The 17,314-nt window shown below is 75.4% G+C and carries 15 protein-coding genes; 8 read left to right on the top strand and 7 right to left on the bottom strand.

What is annotated here, in order from left to right:
- Positions 1-120 precede the first annotated feature (120 nt).
- Complete coding sequence (locus tag MT994_RS04355; RefSeq protein WP_354805275.1) at positions 121-1,176, top strand: phosphodiester glycosidase family protein; 1,056 nt, start codon at positions 121-123, stop codon at positions 1,174-1,176.
- Positions 1,176-2,324 carry a glycosyltransferase gene (locus MT994_RS04350; RefSeq protein ID WP_354805273.1) on the top strand — a complete coding sequence of 383 codons (1,149 nt, stop codon included), beginning with the start codon at positions 1,176-1,178 and terminating at the stop codon, positions 2,322-2,324. The genes MT994_RS04355 and MT994_RS04350 overlap by 1 nt, the downstream gene beginning before the upstream one ends.
- On the opposite strand, the gene MT994_RS04345 is transcribed toward MT994_RS04350, so the two are convergent.
- From MT994_RS04345 to MT994_RS04335, 3 genes are all read right to left on the bottom strand, one after another.
- Entirely contained in the window at positions 2,248-5,139 is a 2,892-nt protein-coding gene (locus tag MT994_RS04345; RefSeq protein ID WP_354805271.1) for a cation-transporting P-type ATPase, read from the bottom strand. The two genes, MT994_RS04350 and MT994_RS04345, sit on opposite strands and share 77 nt — an antisense overlap.
- 84 nt (positions 5,140-5,223) lie before the next feature.
- On the bottom strand, positions 5,224-5,637 hold the full coding sequence (locus tag MT994_RS04340; protein ID WP_194522811.1) for a type II toxin-antitoxin system VapC family toxin: 414 nt from the start codon (positions 5,635-5,637) through the stop codon (positions 5,224-5,226).
- The gene (locus MT994_RS04335; RefSeq protein WP_085387794.1) at positions 5,634-5,885 is read right to left on the bottom strand and encodes a type II toxin-antitoxin system Phd/YefM family antitoxin; all 252 of its coding nucleotides are present in this window, start codon (positions 5,883-5,885) and stop codon (positions 5,634-5,636) included. Before MT994_RS04335 ends, MT994_RS04340 begins: the two co-directional genes overlap by 4 nt.
- A gap of 89 nt (positions 5,886-5,974) precedes the next feature.
- Between MT994_RS04335 and MT994_RS04330 the strand changes: the two genes are divergently transcribed.
- The gene (locus MT994_RS04330) at positions 5,975-6,856 is read left to right on the top strand and encodes an RNA methyltransferase (RefSeq protein WP_228485368.1); all 882 of its coding nucleotides are present in this window, start codon (positions 5,975-5,977) and stop codon (positions 6,854-6,856) included.
- Between the two features lie 87 nt (positions 6,857-6,943).
- Positions 6,944-9,178 (top strand): ATP-binding domain-containing protein, encoded by a 2,235-nt coding sequence (locus MT994_RS04325; protein ID WP_354805270.1) that lies wholly within the window; start codon positions 6,944-6,946, stop codon positions 9,176-9,178.
- 9 nt (positions 9,179-9,187) lie between these two features.
- Here MT994_RS04325 and MT994_RS04320 read toward each other — a convergent pair whose 3' ends face one another.
- The 4 genes from MT994_RS04320 to MT994_RS04305 form a co-directional block, all read right to left on the bottom strand.
- Positions 9,188-9,892, bottom strand: coding sequence for an alpha/beta hydrolase (locus MT994_RS04320; RefSeq protein ID WP_194522810.1), 705 nt, complete (start codon positions 9,890-9,892; stop codon positions 9,188-9,190).
- A complete protein-coding gene (locus tag MT994_RS04315) occupies positions 9,889-10,884 on the bottom strand; it encodes an alpha/beta fold hydrolase (RefSeq protein WP_354805268.1) in 996 nt (331 codons plus the stop codon). The genes MT994_RS04320 and MT994_RS04315 overlap by 4 nt, the downstream gene beginning before the upstream one ends.
- Complete coding sequence (locus MT994_RS04310; RefSeq protein WP_021483430.1) at positions 10,863-11,312, bottom strand: SRPBCC family protein; 450 nt, start codon at positions 11,310-11,312, stop codon at positions 10,863-10,865. Before MT994_RS04310 ends, MT994_RS04315 begins: the two co-directional genes overlap by 22 nt.
- An 85-nt stretch (positions 11,313-11,397) precedes the next feature.
- Complete coding sequence (locus MT994_RS04305; RefSeq protein ID WP_076404711.1) at positions 11,398-12,030, bottom strand: nucleotidyltransferase family protein; 633 nt, start codon at positions 12,028-12,030, stop codon at positions 11,398-11,400.
- A 105-nt stretch (positions 12,031-12,135) separates the two neighbouring features.
- Between MT994_RS04305 and MT994_RS04300 the strand changes: the two genes are divergently transcribed.
- The 4 genes from MT994_RS04300 (at position 12,136) to MT994_RS04285 (ending at position 17,299) form a co-directional block, all read left to right on the top strand.
- Positions 12,136-13,020, top strand: a complete 885-nt coding sequence (locus MT994_RS04300; protein WP_354805267.1) for an endonuclease/exonuclease/phosphatase family protein — start codon at positions 12,136-12,138, stop codon at positions 13,018-13,020.
- Between the two features lie 116 nt (positions 13,021-13,136).
- Positions 13,137-13,961, top strand: coding sequence for an ABC transporter ATP-binding protein (locus tag MT994_RS04295; protein WP_034650823.1), 825 nt, complete (start codon positions 13,137-13,139; stop codon positions 13,959-13,961).
- 73 nt (positions 13,962-14,034) lie between these two features.
- Entirely contained in the window at positions 14,035-15,033 is a 999-nt protein-coding gene (locus MT994_RS04290) for an iron-siderophore ABC transporter substrate-binding protein (protein WP_354805266.1), read from the top strand.
- A 58-nt stretch (positions 15,034-15,091) separates the two neighbouring features.
- A complete protein-coding gene (locus tag MT994_RS04285) occupies positions 15,092-17,299 on the top strand; it encodes an iron ABC transporter permease (RefSeq protein WP_354805265.1) in 2,208 nt (735 codons plus the stop codon).
- Positions 17,300-17,314 lie beyond the last annotated feature (15 nt).

Genomic DNA, 17,314 nt, shown 5'->3' with positions numbered 1-17,314 from the left:
GACGCAAGCCGACGGGCTGAGAGGTCGGTCACGGGACGCCCCGGGAGCCGCGCGGCCGCTCACAGCTGACGGACAGCGGTGGCATCCGCACAGCACACGCCCGCTCCGTAGACACGGCACATGAGCACTCCCGCCCCGCACCCCGCCCCTCCCGCCTCGTCCCCGCCGCCCGTGTCCCGACGCCGACGACGGTGGCGTGCCGCGATCGTCACGGCCCTCGCCGTGCTGCTTCCGCTGGGAGGCGCCACGGCGTGGGCGCTGGACCGGTTCGTCGTCGAGCACGTCGAGATCGCCGACGTGTCGGCGTACGAGGCCTCGCAGGGTCTCGACGCGAGCGGGGCGTCGGGCCAGGGGTCGACGGTGGACGACGGCGCGGGCGCCTCGACCGGCACCTCGGCGGGCACCTCCGTGGGCACCGGGACGGTCGACGGCGACACCTACACGTCCGACAGCACGAGCATCACGGTCTCCCGGGTGACCACCGGGTCGGGGGACGACACCCTGACGTACTACGTGGCCGACGTCGTGCTCTCCGACATGACGGACCTGCGCTCCGCGTTCGCGCAGGACGCGTTCGGCACGAACATCACGGAGACGACGTCGGACATCGCTGCCGACAACGGCGCCGTCCTCGCGGTCAACGGCGACTACTACGGGTTCCGTGACACCGGCATCGTCATCCGCAACGGCGTCGTGTACCGGGACGAGGGTGCGCGCGAGGGCCTCGCGCTCTACCGCGACGGCCACGTCGAGGTCTACGACGAGACGACGACCGACGCGCAGAGCCTCGTCGACGCCGGGGTGTGGAACACGCTGTCGTTCGGGCCCGCGCTCGTCGAGGACGGCGAGGTCGTGGCCGGGATCGACGACGTCGAGGTCGACACGAACGTCGGGAACCACTCGATCCAGGGCGAGCAGCCGCGTACGGCGATCGGGGTCGTCGACGAGAACCACCTCGTCCTCGTCGTCGTGGACGGCCGTCAGGAGGGCTACTCGCGCGGCGCGACGACGACCGAGCTCGCCGGGATCCTGCAGGACCTCGGCGCGACGACCGCCTACAACATCGACGGCGGCGGGTCCTCGACACTCTGGTTCGACGGCGAGGTCGTCAACAGCCCGTCGCAGGGTCGTGAGCGTGGCACGTCCGACGTCCTCTACGTCGCGGACGGTGCCTGATGGCCGCCGCGACCACGCGCGAGCAACCCGCCGACCCGGCGACGAGCGTCGCGCGGACCGCCGTCGTGGTGCCTGCGTACCAGCCCGACGCGCGGCTCGTCGCGCTCGTCGACGCGCTGCGGGCGGCCGTCCCCGAGTCGCCGGTCGTGGTGGTCGACGACGGCAGCGACCGGCGGTGCGGGGGAGTGTTCCGCGCGGTGCGGGCGCTGGGCGCCGTGGTGCTCACCGTCCCGGTGAACCGTGGGAAGGGCTACGCGCTGCGGACCGGGATCCGGTGGGTGCGCGACCGGCTGCCCGGCCACGGCGTGGTGTGCGCCGACGCGGACGGGCAGCACACCGTGGTCGACGTGCTGCGGGTCGCTGCGCGCTCGCAGGCCGAGCCCGAGGCCGTCGTGCTCGGCGCGCGGCGCTTCGCGGGCGACGTGCCGGTGCGCAGCCGCGTCGGCAACGCCGCGACCCGCTGGGCGTTCGCCGCGACGACCGGCACGCGTGTCCGGGACACCCAGACCGGGCTGCGCGCCTACGGGCCGGGCCTGCTCGGCGATCTCCTCGCCGTGCGCGGGGACCGGTACGAGTACGAGCTGCGCGCGCTCCTCGAGGCGACCCGCGCGGGCCGCCGGATCGTCGAGGTGGACGTCGCGACGGTGTACCTCGACGACAACGCGTCCTCGCACTTCCGGCCCGTCGCCGACTCGCTGCGCGTGTGGGCGCCGCTGCTGCGGTTCGCGGCGTCGTCGCTCGGTTCGGCCGCGGTCGACGTCGTCGCGCTGCTCGCGCTGCACGCGCTCACGGGGTCGCTCCTCGCGGCCGTGGTGGGCGCGCGCCTGCTCAGCGCGGGCGTGAACTTCGCCGTGAACCGCCGCCTGGTCTTCCCGGGCGGGCGCGATCTCCCGCTGCGCGTCGCGGCGGCCCGGTACGTGGCGCTCGCGGCCGTGCTGCTCGCGGCGAGCTACGGGCTGCTCGCGCTGCTGACCGGGATCGGCCTGCCGCTCCTCGCGGCCAAGGTCGGCACCGACGCCGTGCTCGTCGCGACGAGCTACGAGGTGCAGCGGCGCGTGGTGTTCGCGCCTCTCAGCGCTGACCGGCGTCCCGCTCGACGAGGGCGGGCACGTGGTCGCGCGCCGTCCAGCGCCGGCCGACCCACTTGATGACCTCGACGAGCAGGAAGACGACGAGCGCGAGCCCGAGCGTCTTGCCCCACTCCGCGAGCGCGATGGGCGCCGAGTCGAACCACGAGTGCATGAACGGCGCGTAGACGAAGACGGCCTGCAGCGCGAGCAGCGTCGCCGCCGAGACCCAGACCACCCGGTTGCCGCGCAGCACGTCGAGCGTGAGGCTGGACCGGTCGAGGAACCGGCAGTTGAACAGGTAGGCGAGCTGGCCGAGCGCGAGCATCGTGACCGCCGTCGTCTGCGCCTCGGCGAGCGGGACGCCCTGCGCCCGCTCGACGTAGAACAGCAGGATGGTCGCGCCGCCGATGAGGAGCGACACGAGCAGGATGCGGCGCACGTACGCGCCGTCGAGGATCGACGCCTTCGGGTCGCGCGGGGCGCGGCGCATGACGTCGGGCTCCGCCTTCTCGTACGCGAGCGCGAGCGACAGCGTGACCGCGGTGATCATGTTGATCCACAGCACCTGGACCGGCTGGAGCGGCAGGGTGAGGCCGAACAGGACCGCGACGAGGATGACGAGCGACTGTGCGCCGTTGGTCGGGAGCAGGAACAGGACGGACTTGCGGATGTTGTCGTAGATCCGCCGCCCCTCCTTCACGGCCCGCTCGATGGTCGCGAAGTTGTCGTCGGCGAGCACGACCTCGGCGGCCTCCTTGGTCGCCTCGGTGCCCTTGATGCCCATCGCGACGCCGACGTCCGCCTGGGTGAGCGCGGGGGCGTCGTTGACGCCGTCGCCCGTCATCGCGACGACCTCGCCGTGCGACTGGAGCGCGGACACGATGCGGATCTTGTGCTCGGGGCTCGTGCGCGCGTACACGTCGACGTCGCGCACCACCTGGCGCAGCTTCTCCGTGCTCATCTCCTCGAGCTCGGGGCCGGTGAGCACGGCCGGCGCGGACGAGCCGTCGTGGGCGTCGACGATGCCCATCTCGCGGCCGATCGCGAGCGCGGTCCCCGCGTGGTCGCCGGTGATCATCTTCACGCGGATGCCCGCGTCGCGGCACTCGGCGATGGCCTCGATCGCCTCGGGGCGCGGCGGGTCCACGATGCCGACGAGCCCGCACAGCTCCAGGCCGTCCGCGACGTCGGCGACGTCGAGGTCCGCCGTGCCGTCCGCGGCCGGGCGTCGCGCGGCTGCCAGCACGCGCAGACCCTGCCCGCCGAGCGCGTCGATCTGCGCGTCCCAGAACGCGCGGTCGAGCGGCTCGTTGCCGCCGTCCGGGGCGACCTGGGTCGCGCAGCGGTCCAGGACGCGGTCGGGCGCGCCCTTGACGTGCACGTGCAGGCCGCCGTCGGGGTCGGCGTCGAGCGTGGCCATGAACTTGTTCTCGGACTCGAACGGCACGACGGCGACGCGCCGCCACCCCGTCGGGTCGACGCCGGCCTTCATGCCGAGCGTGCGCAGCGCACCCTCTGTCGGCTCGCCGACGAGCCGCCATCCGTCGGTGTCCTCGCCGTCGGGCACGATCCGCGCGTCGTTGCACAGCATCATGACCGTCGCGAGGGCCGCGAGGTCGCGGTCGTCGGCGAGGTCCGCGTGCCGGGTGCCCGACGCCGGTCCCTCGCCCGCGCCGTCCACCTCGCCGGGTGCGTCGGTCGACCCGGGGCGGGGCGCGTCGTCGGGCACGGTCACGTCTCCTACGGGCGCGTACCCCGCGCCTGCGACCGCGAACGTGCGCCCGCTCGTGCGGACCGTGCGCGCCGTCATCTCGTTCTTGGTGAGCGTGCCGGTCTTGTCCGAGCAGATCGTGGTCACCGAGCCGAGCGTCTCGACCGCGGGGAGCTTGCGCGTGATCGCGCGGCGCCGGGCCATCTGCTGCACCCCGAGCGCGAGCGTGATTGTCACGAGCGCGGGCAGGCCCTCCGGCACCGCGGCGACGGCGAAGCCGATGGACGCCGAGATGAGGTCGGGCACCGAGAAGTCGTGCACGACCCGGCCGATGATGACCATGACGACGGCCATCGCGAGGATGAGCACCGCGAGCAGCTTGCCGAACCGGTCGAGCTGGCGCGTCAGCGGCGTCGCGAGGCTGCGGACCTCCGAGATCATCGTCTGGATCCGGCCGATCTCGGTCGCCGTCCCGGTCGCGGTGACGACGCCCACGCCCTGGCCCGCGGCCACGAGCGTGCTCGAGAAGAGCATGCTCGACCGGTCGCCCACGCCCGCGTCCGCCCCGACGGCGTCGACCTCCTTCGCCGCGGCCACCGACTCCCCGGTGAGCGCCGACTCCTCGACGCGCAGGTTCGTCGCCTGGATCAGCCGGACGTCCGCGGGCACGCGGTCGCCCGAGCGCACGCGCACGACGTCGCCGGGCACGACGTCGTCGGCGTCCACGCGGGCCCACGCACCGTCGCGCCGCACCTCGGCGTTGACGGACAGCATGTTCCGGATACCTTCGAGCGCGGTCTCCGCGCGCCCCTCCTGGATGAACCCGATCGCCGCGTTGATCACCGCGACCGCGAGGATCACCGTGAAGTCGACCCAGTCGCCGAGGATCGCCTTCAGCACCGCCGAGACGAGCAGGATGTAGATGAGGATGTCGTCGAAGTGGACGAGGATCCGCTTCCACAGCGGGTCGCGCTGCGGCGGCGGCAGCCGGTTGGGCCCCACCTCCGCGAGCCGCGTCGCGGCGTCGGCGCTGGAGAGGCCGCCCGCGTCCGTGCCGAGCTCGGCGAGGACGGCGTCGGGCGGGCGCGACCACGGCGCGTCGAGCGACCGTTCGGTCGTGCTCGCCGAGGTCGAGGAGGCCGCCGTGGCGGGGGTCGGTGCAGCGTCCGGCGCGGATCCCATGCCCCTATTCGACCCCCGATGCCCGGATCGCGCGAGGGGCGAAGGACCGTGACCCGCGACACGCCAGCGGCCGGCGGTCAGCGGTCAGGGTGAGGAGAACGGGTTGACGACGGGGACGCCGCTGTCGACGAAGTCCCGGGTGTTCCGTGTCGCCACCGTGAGCCCGTGGGCGAGCGCGGTCGCCGCGAGCAGGGAGTCGACGACGGGCAGCGGGCGCGCCGCGTGCACGGCCGGCCATCGCTGCGCGATCTCGAGCGTCACGGGGAGGATGCGGTCCCCGTACGTCTCCTCGAGACCGTGGACCCACGTCTCGAGCGCGGTCGCCCGCGCGGCGTCGCGGGGCACGAGGCGCTGGACTCCCGTGCGGATCTCGCCGACGGTCAGCACCGAGAGGTAGATCTGGTGCGTCCGCAGCCCGCGGAGCCAGGCGACGACCTGCTCGTCCGGTCGGGTTCGGACGAGCTCGGACACGACGTTCGTGTCGAGCAGGTACCTCACGCGTCGGCCCCGAGGTCGAGCTCGCGCAACGGAGTGCGGTCACGGGTGAGGTCGAGGTCGTCCGCCGTGGGTGCCTCGAGGAGATAGTCGGCGAGCTCCACCCGGACCCCGGCGAGCTCGTGGTAGAGGTCGATCCCGACGACGACGGCGATCTCCTTGCCGTGCCGGGTGATGACCTGGGGACCGTTCTCGGCCTCTCGCAAGACCTCGCTCAGGCGTTGCTTCGCGTCCTGCACCTGCCAGCTCATGCGACCCCCGCCCCTCGTCCTGTCTGGACAGACTAGACAGAACGAAGCCGGGGATCAAGGCGCGTGGCATGCCTGGGAGAATCGACGACGTGAGCGAGACCAGCACCCGAGCCGGCCTGCGGGTCGTGCACGTCACCGACCCCGCCGACGACCGCCTCGCGGACTACAACCGCCTGACCGACGTCGCGCTGCGGTCCAAGCACGAGCCGGAGAAGGGGCTGTACATCGCCGAGAGCTCGACGGTGATCCGGCGCGCGCTCGCCGCGGGACACCGCCCGCGGTCGTTCCTCATGGCCGAGCGCTGGCTCGACGACCTCGCCGACGACATCGCCGCGCTGCCGGTCGACGACGCCCCGGGCGGCACGGGCGAGCAGGTCCCGGTGTACGTCGGGGCGCCCGACGTGCTCGAGGCGATCACCGGGTTCCACCTGCACCGCGGGGCGCTCGCGGCGATGCACCGCCCGCCGCTGGTCCCCGTGCGCGACCTGCTCTCCGCGGCGCGCGGCGGGACGGGCGCGCGGCGGGTCGCGGTGCTGGAGGACATCGTGGACCACACGAACGTCGGGGCGATCTTCCGCTCGGCAGCCGCGCTCGGCGTGGACGCGGTGCTGGTCTCGCCGCGCTGTGCGGACCCGCTCTACCGCCGCTCCGTGCGCGTGAGCATGGGCACGGTGTTCCAGGTGCCGTGGACGCGGTTCGAGACGTGGCCGGGCGGGCTGGACCTGCTGCGCGACGAGGGGTTCACGGTCGCGGCGCTCGCCCTCGCCGACGACGCGGTGAGCCTCGACGACGTCGTGGCCGACCCGCCCGAGCGGCTCGCGCTCGTGCTCGGCACGGAGGGCGACGGCCTGTCGCGCGGCGCGATCGAGGCGGCGGACCGGGTCGTGACGATCCCCATGGCGGGGGGAGTGGACTCGCTCAACGTCGCCGCGGCGTCGGCTGTCGCGTTCTGGGCGACGCGCGTCCCCTGACTCGTCGGTCGCGGCGGGAGCGACGGGAACAACGGTGCTCCCCGACGCGTTGGGCCCGTGTCCGTACGTCGTACGAGAAGAGGTCCCGTGCCGGTCCAGCCCTCCCCGTCCCAGCGGGCCACCACCCGTCCCGACCGCCTGCGCGACGCCGCGGCGCATGCCGTCGCCGAGGAGCAGCAGCACCTCGACGCCGCGCTCGCCCGCCGCGCGGAGCTCCTCGCGGAGCTCGACGCGCAGCTCGCCGCCCCTGCCGACGACGTCGCCGACCGGGTCCCGGCCGCGGGCCCGCCCGGGGCCGAGGCCGTCGTCGAGCGCGCGCGGCGCGCCGGGCTGCGCCGCCGTCGCACGGAGCTCGAGCGCGCGGAGAGCGGGCTCGTCTTCGGCCGCGTCGACACCGTCGACGGGGTCACGCGCCACGTCGGGCGCGTCGGGATCACTGCGCCCGAGGACGACGCGGACCCGCTCGTGCTCGACTGGCGTGCTGACGGTGCACGCGCCTTCTACACCGCGACAGCGCGCGAACCGCAGGGTCTCGCGCGGCGTCGGCACGTGCGGACCGCGGGGGACCGGGTCACCGGCGTGGACGACGAGCCGCTCGACGGCTCGGCGACCGGGGCGGAGCAGGAGGGCGGCCTCGTCGGCGAGGGCGCGCTGCTCGCGGCGCTGTCGGAGCGCCGTACCGGGCGCATGGGCACCGCCGTCGCGACCCTCCAGACGGAGCAGGACGCGATCGTGCGCGCCCCGGCGGACCAGGTGCTCGTCGTGCAGGGCGGCCCGGGGACGGGCAAGACCGTCGTCGCGCTGCACCGCGTCGCGTACCTGCTGTTCACCCACCCGCACCTCGCGGAGCGGGGCGTCCTCCTGCTCGGGCCGTCGTCGCGCTTCCTCGAGTACGTGGCGCAGGTGCTGCCCGCGCTCGGGGAGACGGCGGTCGTCTCGGCGACGTGCGACACGCTCGTGCCCGGCGTCGCGTCGGAGCGTGACGAGGCGCGCGACGTCGCGGAGATCAAGGGGCGCGCGCTGTGGCAAGGCGTCGTCGCCCGGTACGCGGACTCCCTCGTCCCGGACGCGCGAGCCCTCACGGTCCGCCTCGACGGCGAGCCGCTCACGCTCGACGCGGCCCGCGTCGCCCAGGTCCTCCGTGCCTCTCGCGCGGGAGGCCGCAGCGTGCTGGCCGCGCGGGGCCGGGCCGTGGACCTGCTGCTCGACGCTCTCGTGGACGAGGCCGCGGCACGCCACGCCGAGCTGCTCGAACGGGTCGAGGAGGGGTTCGAGGACGTGCTCGGGAAGCTCGACGCCGGGCTCGCCGCGCGCGACGACCGCGCCCCCACGACCGGCGCGCGCGGCGGCGACGTCGACGGCGAGCTCACCGAGGAGGACCTCGACCGGCTCCGGGAGGACCTCGCGCGCGACGCCGGGTTCGCGGCCGCCGTCGACGCCTGGTGGCCCGTCACGGACGTCCGCACCGCGCTCGCGCACCTGCTGGGCGACGCCGCGCTCCTCGCGCGCCACGCGCCCGACCTGACGGCGGCCGAGGTGCGTCGCGTCACGAGCGGGCCGCCCGCGCTCGCACCGAGCGACGTGCCGCTGCTCGACGCGCTCGCCGACGCGCTGGGGGCTCCCGACGCGCCCGGCGAGCAGGGCGAGTTCCTCGCGCAGCGGGCGGCCGCGCGTCGCGACTGGGTCTACGGGCACGTCGTGGTCGACGAGGCGCAGGAGCTCTCGCCCATGCAGTGGCACATGGTGCTGCGCCGCTGCCCGACGCGGTCCGTGACGGCCGTCGGGGACGTCGACCAGACCGAGGCGCCGCACCGTCACACGGACTGGGCGGACGCCGTCGGGCCGGTCCTCGGGGACCGCTGGCGGCGCGCGGACCTCACCATCTGCTACCGCACGCCGCGCGAGGTCATGGCGCTCGTCGGCCCGGTGCTGCGCGCGGCGGGCAGCCGGAACGACCCGCCGCGCGCGGTGCGGGACGCGGGCGTCGAGCCGCGGGACGTCGTCGTCCCGGGCGGTGCGCCGGGACGACTGGGTGAGACGGTCGCCGCCGAGGTCGCACGCCTCGCGGCCCGGTACGACGGCGGGACCGTGGGCGTCGTGGGGCCGGTCGCGCGCCTCGCGACGCTGCGCGCGGCGGTCGAGGGCGTGCCCGTCCTCGGGACGTCGGAGGCGAAGGGCCTCGAGTGGGACGCGGTCGTCGTCGTGGACCCCGACGGCGTCGCCGCCGAGCCGCGCGGGTGGAACGGGCTGTACGTGGCGATGACCCGGTGCACGCAGGAGCTCGTGCGCGTCGCGGTGGGCGAGCCCTCCGGCTCGGCCTGAGCGCCCCGCTCAGTCGCGGGAGGTCGACCGGGCGAACCGGTCGACCTCCCGCACCACGACCTCGACGAGTGCCGGGTCGCCGAGCGGGAGGAAGTGCCCGGCGAGCGGCAGCTCGACGTTCCGTCCGCCCTCGAGGCGGCCGGTCTCGGGGATGTGGGGGTCGAAGCGCGGGTAGACGGCCGTGATGCGCGCGTCGACCCCGCGCTCGGCGGCGAGCGCGACCAGCGCGGCGTCGCGCGGCGAGAACGCGCGCAGCGTGCGCCCGAGGAGGTATTGCGCGTAGCGCGAGCCACGGAACGGCGTCGCCACGGCGACCATGCCGGCGACGCGCGGCCCGGCGGCCGACAGCATGACGCGCTTGCCGACGAGGCCGCCCTTGCTGTGGGCGACGAGGACGACGTCGCGCAGGTCGGACCGCTCGAGGAACGCCGCCGTGCGGTCGGCAGCCTCGGCGAACGGGCGCCGGTTGTAGCCGAGGCCGGGCACGGCGTGCACGGGGTGCCCGGCCCGGGCGAGGGCCGTCGCGACCGGCCCGAGGAGCTGCCACGTCTCGTAGACGCCGGGCAGGAGCACGACGGGGCTCGCGCCGCCGGGGCCGGTCGGGACGGGTCGGCGCGCGCGCAGGGCGCCCTGGACCTGGCGCGCGGCGACGTACGCGTAGTCCACCGCGCGGTCGCGCAGCCGCAGGGAGCGGGGCCAGCGGGGCGCCCTCACGGCAGGTCCCGGGGCAGGCCTTGGGGCAGGTCTCGCGGCAGTCCGCGCGGCAGTCCGCGCGGCAGTCCACCGGCATCACGCACGGCGGCGACGATCCCCTCCGGGTCGGCGTCCATCGCATGGTGGCGTCCCCGGACCTCGCGGAACATGCCGCGCGGCGCGGCGAGCGCGAGCTCGCGGCACCACCGGCGCGGCGCGATCGGGTCGTGCGCGCCCCGCACCACGACGAGACGCCCCGGCACGTGCGGCACGACGTCCTCGAGCCGGTGCGCCAGCATGTGCCGGACCTGGCGCGCGTAGTGCGGCAGCGAGCAGCGCAGCACGTAGTCGACGGCGAGTGTCCCGAGCGCGCGCGGCCGCTCGCCCCCCGCGTCGCGCGCGAGCCGCAGTGCCTGGCGCGGCGCGCTGCGGGCGTGGCGGTCCGCCGTCGGCCCGACGAGCACGCCCGCGGGCGCCTCGCGGGGGTGGTCGGCCATGGCCTGGGCGACGACCTGCGCGCCCATCGAGTGGCCGACGAGCACGACGACGGGGCGCGGCGCCCCGTCGGGGAGGTCGAGCACGTGGCGGCGCACGTGCTCCGCGACGACGGCCGCGTGCTCCTCGATCGACACGTCGCGCGCCGCGCGGGGCGCCGCGCCGAAGCCGGGCAGGTCGATCGCGTGCACCGCGACCCGGGGGAGCGCGCCCGGCCGCAGGAGCGCGCGCCGCACCGGGTCGAACGCGCGCGCCGACGACCCGACGCCGTGCACGAGCACGACCACGACGTCGGGCGCATCCGCCCCGGACACGTGCACGACGGCGGTGAGGTCGCCGACCGTGCAGCGCACCTCCGGGGCGCCCGCCGCCGCCGGCGCCGCCGACGCCGTCGACGGCGCGGACGACGCGCCGGAGCGGGCCCGGGCGAACCGGACCCGCTCCGTGACGTGCTGGGTGTCGTCGCCGGCCGTGGCCGGCGACGTGCTCCGGGTCGTCAGCTGACGTCTCCTCGCCACGCGCCCGTCTCGGCCCCGCGGGACTCGATGAACTCCTTGAACCGGGCGAGGTCGCCCTTGACGCGGCGCTCGTCGAGCTGGAGGACGTCGCCCACCTTCTCCACGACCCCCTCCGGCGTCCAGTCGAGCTGGACCGTGACGCGGGTCTGCGTGTCGTTCAGCCGGTGGAAGGTCACGACGCCCGCGTGGTCGGGGCCCGACGTGCTGTTCCACGCCACCCGCTCGTCGGGGTGCTGCTCGGTGATCTCCGCGTCGAACTCGCGCTCGACGCCGCCGATCTTCGTCTTCCAGTGCGTGTGCGTCGCGTCGAGCTGGCGGATCTCCTCGACGCCCTCCATGAAGCGGGGGAACTCCTCGAACTGGGTCCACTGGTCGTAGGCCGTGCGGACGGGGACGTCGACGTCGATCGACTGGGTGACCGTGCTCATCGGTGATACCTCCTGTGGTTGGCGGGCGGTACGACCACACCCTTCCCGGGGTCCGTCCCGCTCGCGCGGCGAACGGGGGTCGGCCTCACTCCAGCGCGCTCGACGGGTCCCCGGACGCCGGCTCGGCCGCATCGGTGCGCGAGCCGAGGGAGTCGTCGCCCATGTCCTGCGCGTCCACGACGGCGAGCTCGTCGAGGAGGAACAGGAACGCGCGGGCGTACGGGTTGTCGTCCACGCGCTCCCGGACGTCGGACCAGTCGATCTGCTCGCGCATCGCCCGCGCGACCGGCAGGAGCCGCGAGAAGTCGCAGTAGTGCTCGCCGAGGACGCGCAGCTTCGACGCCATGATCTCGGTCGCGGACAGCACGGGCATGCGGACCGCGAGGACCTCGAGCTCGTCGGTGCGCGCGAGCAGGTCGTCATCGATCGGCTCGCCGACCATCCGGTACAGGACGTCGATGAGCTCGCCCCCGTGGTACGCCTTGAAGAGCCAGTTCTCCGTCGGCTCCGTGATCTCGAGCCCCGCCTCGCGCAGCACCTCGCGCGCGCGGTCCACGTCCACCTCGCGGATCGCGAAGTCGGCGTCGTGGCTCGGCTCCGGCGCCCCGCGCGCCCACGCCGCGTAGCCGCCGACGAGCGCGTGCGGGATCTCGGCCTCGGCCAGCGCCGCGGCGGTCATCCGGAGGCCGTCGTGCAGTGCGTCCCTGTCGTCCACCATGCCCAGGGTCTACACCACCCCGGGGGTGCTGGCACGTCGCCACGGGGGAGCTGTCGCCCCGCGGAGCGCGTGCGGCGTCGGGCCGTGGTCCCCACAATCGGGAGGGTGCGCCTCGCGACGTTCAACATCCTGCACGGGCGGTCGCTCGTCGACGACCGCGTCGACGTCGACCGCTTCGCCGGTGCCGTCCGGGCCCTCGACGCGGACGTCCTCGCGCTCCAGGAGGTGGACCGGGACCAGCCCCGCTCGCACCGCGCCGACCTCACCGCGGTCGCGGCCGAGGCGGCGGGCGCCGTCGACCACCGGTTCGTCGCGACGCTCGTCGGCGAGCCCGGCGTGTGGACCGCGCCGACGGGGGAGCACCAGCCGGGCCGCGCCGCCTACGGGATCGCCGTCGTGAGCCGGTACCCCGTCACGGCGTGGCGCACCGTCCTGCTGCCCGCGCCCCGCACGCGCGTGCCCGTGCGCTTCCCCGGGCGCCGGCTGCCGACGCTCGTGCGCGACGAGCCGCGCGCGGCCCTCGTCGCGCGCGTCGAGGCGCCGGGCGGGCCGGTGACGGTCGTGTGCACGCACCTGACCTTCGTGCCCGGGCGCAACCTCACGCAGCTCGTGCGGCTCACCCGGGAGCTCGCCGCCGACGTGCCCGACGACGAGCCCGTCGTCCTGCTCGGCGACCTCAACATCGAGGCGCCCCAGGCCGCGCGCACGAGCGGGTGGCGTCCGCTCGCCTCCGCGCCGACGTTCCCCGTCGGCGAGCCCGCGCGCCAGCTCGACCACGTGCTCGCGCACGGCCCGGTCCGAGCGACGGCGCCCGCCGTCGCGGTCGACACGGGGCTGTCGGACCACCGGGCCCTCGTCGTGCCCGTCGCGCTCGGCGGGGAGCGGCACGCGTCCCCGACGCGCGCGCACGCGGCGGACGAGGACCACGCGCCGCCCACCGCGGGCGGGCGAGAGCCCCGACGGCGGGCCGGCCGGGCCGACGAGGGCTGACCACGACGCCGTTCGTGAGCCCCGTCACACGGGCGCGAGGGGCTGGTTCCGGGCGGGCGACATAGATTAGCCTCACCTTTGTGAGTGGAACCTCAGCTGCCTCGGTCGCGCCGGGCCTGCCCGGCGCCCCGGCGCTCGCGGGTCACGACCTGCGGCTGTCCTACGACGACCGCACCGTGGTCCACGGCGCCGCGCTCGAGCTCGCCCCGGGGGCCGTCACGGCCCTCATCGGACCCAACGGCTCGGGCAAGTCGACCCTCCTGCGCTCGCTCGCGCGCCTGCACCGGCCCGACGCCGGGACCGTCGCCCTGGACGACGAGCCCGACGCGCTCGCGCTCCACGCCAAGGACTTCGCGCGGCGCGTGACGCTCCTGTCGCAGAGCCGGCCCACGCCGTCGGGCGTGAGCGTGCGCGACGTCGTCGCCTACGGGCGCCACCCCTACCGCGGCCGGTTCCGCTCGAACGACCCCGACGGCCCGCGCGCGATCGCGCACGCCATGGACGTCACGGGCATCACCGCGATGGCCGACCGTGGCGTCGACGAGCTCTCCGGCGGCGAGCTGCAGCGCGTGTGGCTCGCGACGTGCCTCGCGCAGGACACGAAGGTGCTCCTGCTCGACGAGCCGACGACGTACCTCGACCTGCGCTACCAGGTCGAGCTGCTCGACCTGGTCCGCGACCTGGCGAGCGAGCACGGCGTGGCGGTGGGCGTCGTCCTGCACGACCTCAACCAGGCCGCCGCGGTGGCCGACCACGTCGTCCTGCTCCACGGCGGCGTCGTGCGCGCCACGGGCCGGGCCGAGGACGTGCTCACGACCGAGCTCCTCACCGAGGTCTACGGCATCCACGTCGACGTCTACACGCACCCCCTCACGGGGCGCACGTGCTGCGAGCCGCTCGGTCGGCACGCCGCCCGGCTGGACGCGGCCGTCCTCGTCTGACCGCGCGGCCGGCCGCCGGGCCGCGCTCTCCGCACCTCTTCGCACTCCTCCGCACCGAACCCGAAGGACACCCATGCGCTCGACCACCCGTTCCCTCGCCGTGGGCGCCGTCGCGCTCGCGACCGCGCTCGCGCTCGCCGCGTGCGGCACGACCGAGGAGCCCGCGACCGACGGCACGTCCGACGGCGCGACGACCGACGCCGCGTCCGGCCCGGTCACCGTCACCGACGAGCGCGGCGAGGTCACCCTCGACGCCCCGGCCACCGACATCGTCTCGCTCGAGTGGGGCCTCACGGAGAACCTCGTGGCGCTGGGCGTCGAGCCCGTCGGCCAGGCGGACGTCGAGGGCTACAACACGTGGGACACCGTCGCGCCGATCGACGCGAGCACGCCCGACGTCGGCACGCGCGGCGAGCCCAGCCTCGACGCGATCTCGGCGCTCGAGCCGGACCTCGTCGTGACGACCACGGACCTGCCGGAGAACGTCATCGCGCAGATCGAGGAGGTCGCGCCGGTGCTCGCGCTGCGCGGCTCCGACGGCGAGGACCCCATCGGCTACATGCGCTCCACGGTCGAGACGCTCGGCACCGTGACGGGCCGCGAGGACGAGGCGGCCGCCGCGCTCGAGGAGTACGACGCGAAGATCGCCGAGGCCACCACCGCGCTCGACGAGGCGGGCCTCGCCGGGGCCGACTTCACGATGGCCGACGGCTGGGTGACGAACGGCGCCGTCTCGATCCGCATGTACACGCCGGGCTCGTTCTTCGGCGCCATCGGCGAGGAGATCGGCCTCGTCAACGCCTGGACCGAGGGCGGCGACCCCGACTACGGCCTCGCGCAGACCGACGTCGAGGGCCTCACCCAGCTCGGCGACGTGCAGTTCCTCTACGTCGCGAGCGACTCCGAGGCGAACCCGTTCGAGGAGGGCCTCGCCGGCAACGCCGTGTGGGAGCAGCTCCCGTTCGTCACGGCCGGCGACGTGCACCGTCTGCCCGACGGCATCTGGATGTTCGGCGGCCCGCTGTCCGCCGCGGCCTACGCCGACGCGGTCGTCGAGGCCCTGACGGCCTGACGCGGCACCCTCCCGGGCGCACCCCGCCAGGACGACGAGAAGGCTGACGAGACCCACTGTGAGCAGGCGAGAGCAGCGCACCGCGCCGGAGCCGGACACCCTCCTCCTGGAGGACCCGGCTCCGGCCGTCGTCCCCGGCGCGGACGGCCCGGAGGGCGGCGTCCCTCCGGGCACCGGCACCGCCCCGGGCCCGACGGCGACCGCCCCCCGCGCGCGGACGTCGCGCCTCGGGGTCGCGGGCGCGTTCCTCGCGGCGGTCGTCGTCGCGCTCGTGCTCGCCGCCGTGCACCTCACGCAGGGCACGGCCGACGTCGGCCCGCTCGACCTGCTGCGCCTCGCGACCGGGGGAGACGGGGTCGACCAGACGGTCGCCGTCCTCGTCGCGTCGCGCGTGCCGCGGCTCCTCGCCGGCCTGCTGCTGGGGGTCGCGCTCGGCGTCGCCGGCGCGGTGCTCCAGTCGGTCGCCCGCAACCCGCTCGCGTCGCCCGACACGCTCGCGGTCAACGCGGGCGCCTACCTCACGGTCGTCGTGGTCGCCGCGTTCGGCCTCTCCGTCCCGTTCTACCTCCAGGGCGGCCTCGCGTTCCTCGGCGGGCTCGCCGCGGCCGGGCTCGTGCTCGTCCTGGCGCGCGGCGGCGCCGACGGGCCGACCCGGCTCGTGCTCGCCGGCTCCGCCATCATGCTCGCGCTCCACTCGCTGACGACGGTCCTCCTCGTGCTGTTCGAGCAGGAGACGATGGGCCTGTTCGCGTGGGGGAGCGGCTCGATCGTCCAGTCGGGCACGCGCACGGTCACGCTGGCCACGCCCGTCGTCGTGGTCGGCGTCCTCGCCGCGCTCGTCCTCGCGCGCCGGCTCGACCTCCTCGGCCTCGGGGACGACGCCGCGACCGTCCTCGGCGTCGACGTGCGCCGCACGCGCGTCGCCTCGGTGCTCGTCGCCGTCCTGCTCGCCTCGATCGCCGTGACCGTCGCCGGGCCGGTCGGGTTCGTCGGTCTCGCGGCGCCCGTCGTGGCCCGCCTCGTCGCACGTCGCGTGCCCGGGCTCGGGCGGCACGTCCTCCTCCTGCCCTTCGCGGCCCTCGTCGGCGTGGTCGTCGTGCTCGGTGCCGACGTCCTGCTCCGCCTCCTGCTGCCCGGGACGCTCTCGATCGCGGTGCCGACCGGCATCGTCACGACCGTCCTCGGCGCGATCCTGCTCGTGTGGCTCGCGCGCCGCCTGCGCGACTCGGGGCCCGCGTCGTCCCGCGGCGGGCACGGTGCGCTGAGCCGGCCGCGCTCGCGGCGCGCGGTCGTCGTGGTCGTGGTCGTCCTGTCGCTCGCCGTCGCCGCGGCCGCCGTCGCGGGCCTCCTGCTCGGCGACCGGGTCGTGCTGCTGGGCGACGTCGCGAACTGGTGGGCCGGCGTCGCCGGCCGGCACGTGACGTTCGTGCTCGACCAGCGCGTCCCGCGCGTGCTCGCGGCCCTCCTCGCGGGCGCCGCGCTCGCGCTCGCCGGCACGATCGTGCAGGCCGTGTGCCGCAACCCGCTCGCGGAGCCGAGCCTGCTCGGCGTGACGTCGGGTGCCGGCCTCGGTGCCGTGACGATGATCCTGCTCGTCCCCGGCGTCGGGATCTGGCCGATGTCCGCCGCCGCCGCGATCGGGGCCTTCGCCGTGTTCGGGCTCGTCTACGGGCTCTCCTACCGCGGCGGGCTGAGCTCCGACCGGCTCGTGCTCATCGGCATCGGCGCCCAGGCCGGGGTGATGGCGATCATCACGCTCCTCGTCGTCGTCGTCGCGCCGTGGGACGTGAACCTCGCGCTCACGTGGCTGTCGGGCTCCACGTACGGGCGCACGCTCGAGCAGCTGATCCCCGTCGCGCTCGCGCTGCTCGTGCTCACCCCGCTCACCGCGGTGTTCCGGCGCGACCTCGACGTCGTGGCGCTCGACGACGACACGCCGCGCGTCCTCGGCGTCGCGCTCGACCGCACGCGGCTGCTCCTGCTCGGCGTCGCCGCGCTGCTCACCGCCGCGGCCGTGTGCGCGATCGGGGCGCTCGCGTTCGTGGGCCTCGTCGCGCCGCACGCCGCCCGCGCGCTCGTCGGGTCGCGGCACTCCCGGGTCGTGCCCGTCGCGATGCTGCTCGGGGCCCTCCTCGTGTCCGTCGCGGACACGCTGGGCCGCGTCGTCATCGCGCCGGGGCAGATCCCCGCGGGTCTCGGCACCGCGCTGCTGGGCGCGCCGTACTTCGTCTACCTGCTCTGGCGCAGCCGCGGCCGCGGAGCGTGACGTGTCTCACCCCGC

The sequence above is a fragment of the Cellulosimicrobium sp. MI9406 genome (assembly GCF_040595865.1).
Classification (GTDB): Bacteria; Actinomycetota; Actinomycetes; order Actinomycetales; family Cellulomonadaceae; genus Cellulosimicrobium; species Cellulosimicrobium funkei.
Note: the sequence above shows the minus strand (reverse complement) of the source record. Positions and strands in the feature narration are given on the sequence as shown.

Coding starts and splice junctions, on each gene's coding strand:
- MT994_RS04355 (WP_354805275.1), top strand. CDS start 121: ATGAGCACTCCCGCCCCGCACCCCGCCCCTCCCGCCTCGTCCCCGCCG.
- MT994_RS04350 (WP_354805273.1), top strand. CDS start 1,176: ATGGCCGCCGCGACCACGCGCGAGCAACCCGCCGACCCGGCGACGAGC.
- MT994_RS04345 (WP_354805271.1), bottom strand. CDS start 5,139: ATGGGATCCGCGCCGGACGCTGCACCGACCCCCGCCACGGCGGCCTCC.
- MT994_RS04335 (WP_085387794.1), bottom strand. CDS start 5,885: ATGAGCTGGCAGGTGCAGGACGCGAAGCAACGCCTGAGCGAGGTCTTG.
- MT994_RS04310 (WP_021483430.1), bottom strand. CDS start 11,312: ATGAGCACGGTCACCCAGTCGATCGACGTCGACGTCCCCGTCCGCACG.
- MT994_RS04305 (WP_076404711.1), bottom strand. CDS start 12,030: ATGGTGGACGACAGGGACGCACTGCACGACGGCCTCCGGATGACCGCC.
- MT994_RS04290 (WP_354805266.1), top strand. CDS start 14,035: ATGCGCTCGACCACCCGTTCCCTCGCCGTGGGCGCCGTCGCGCTCGCG.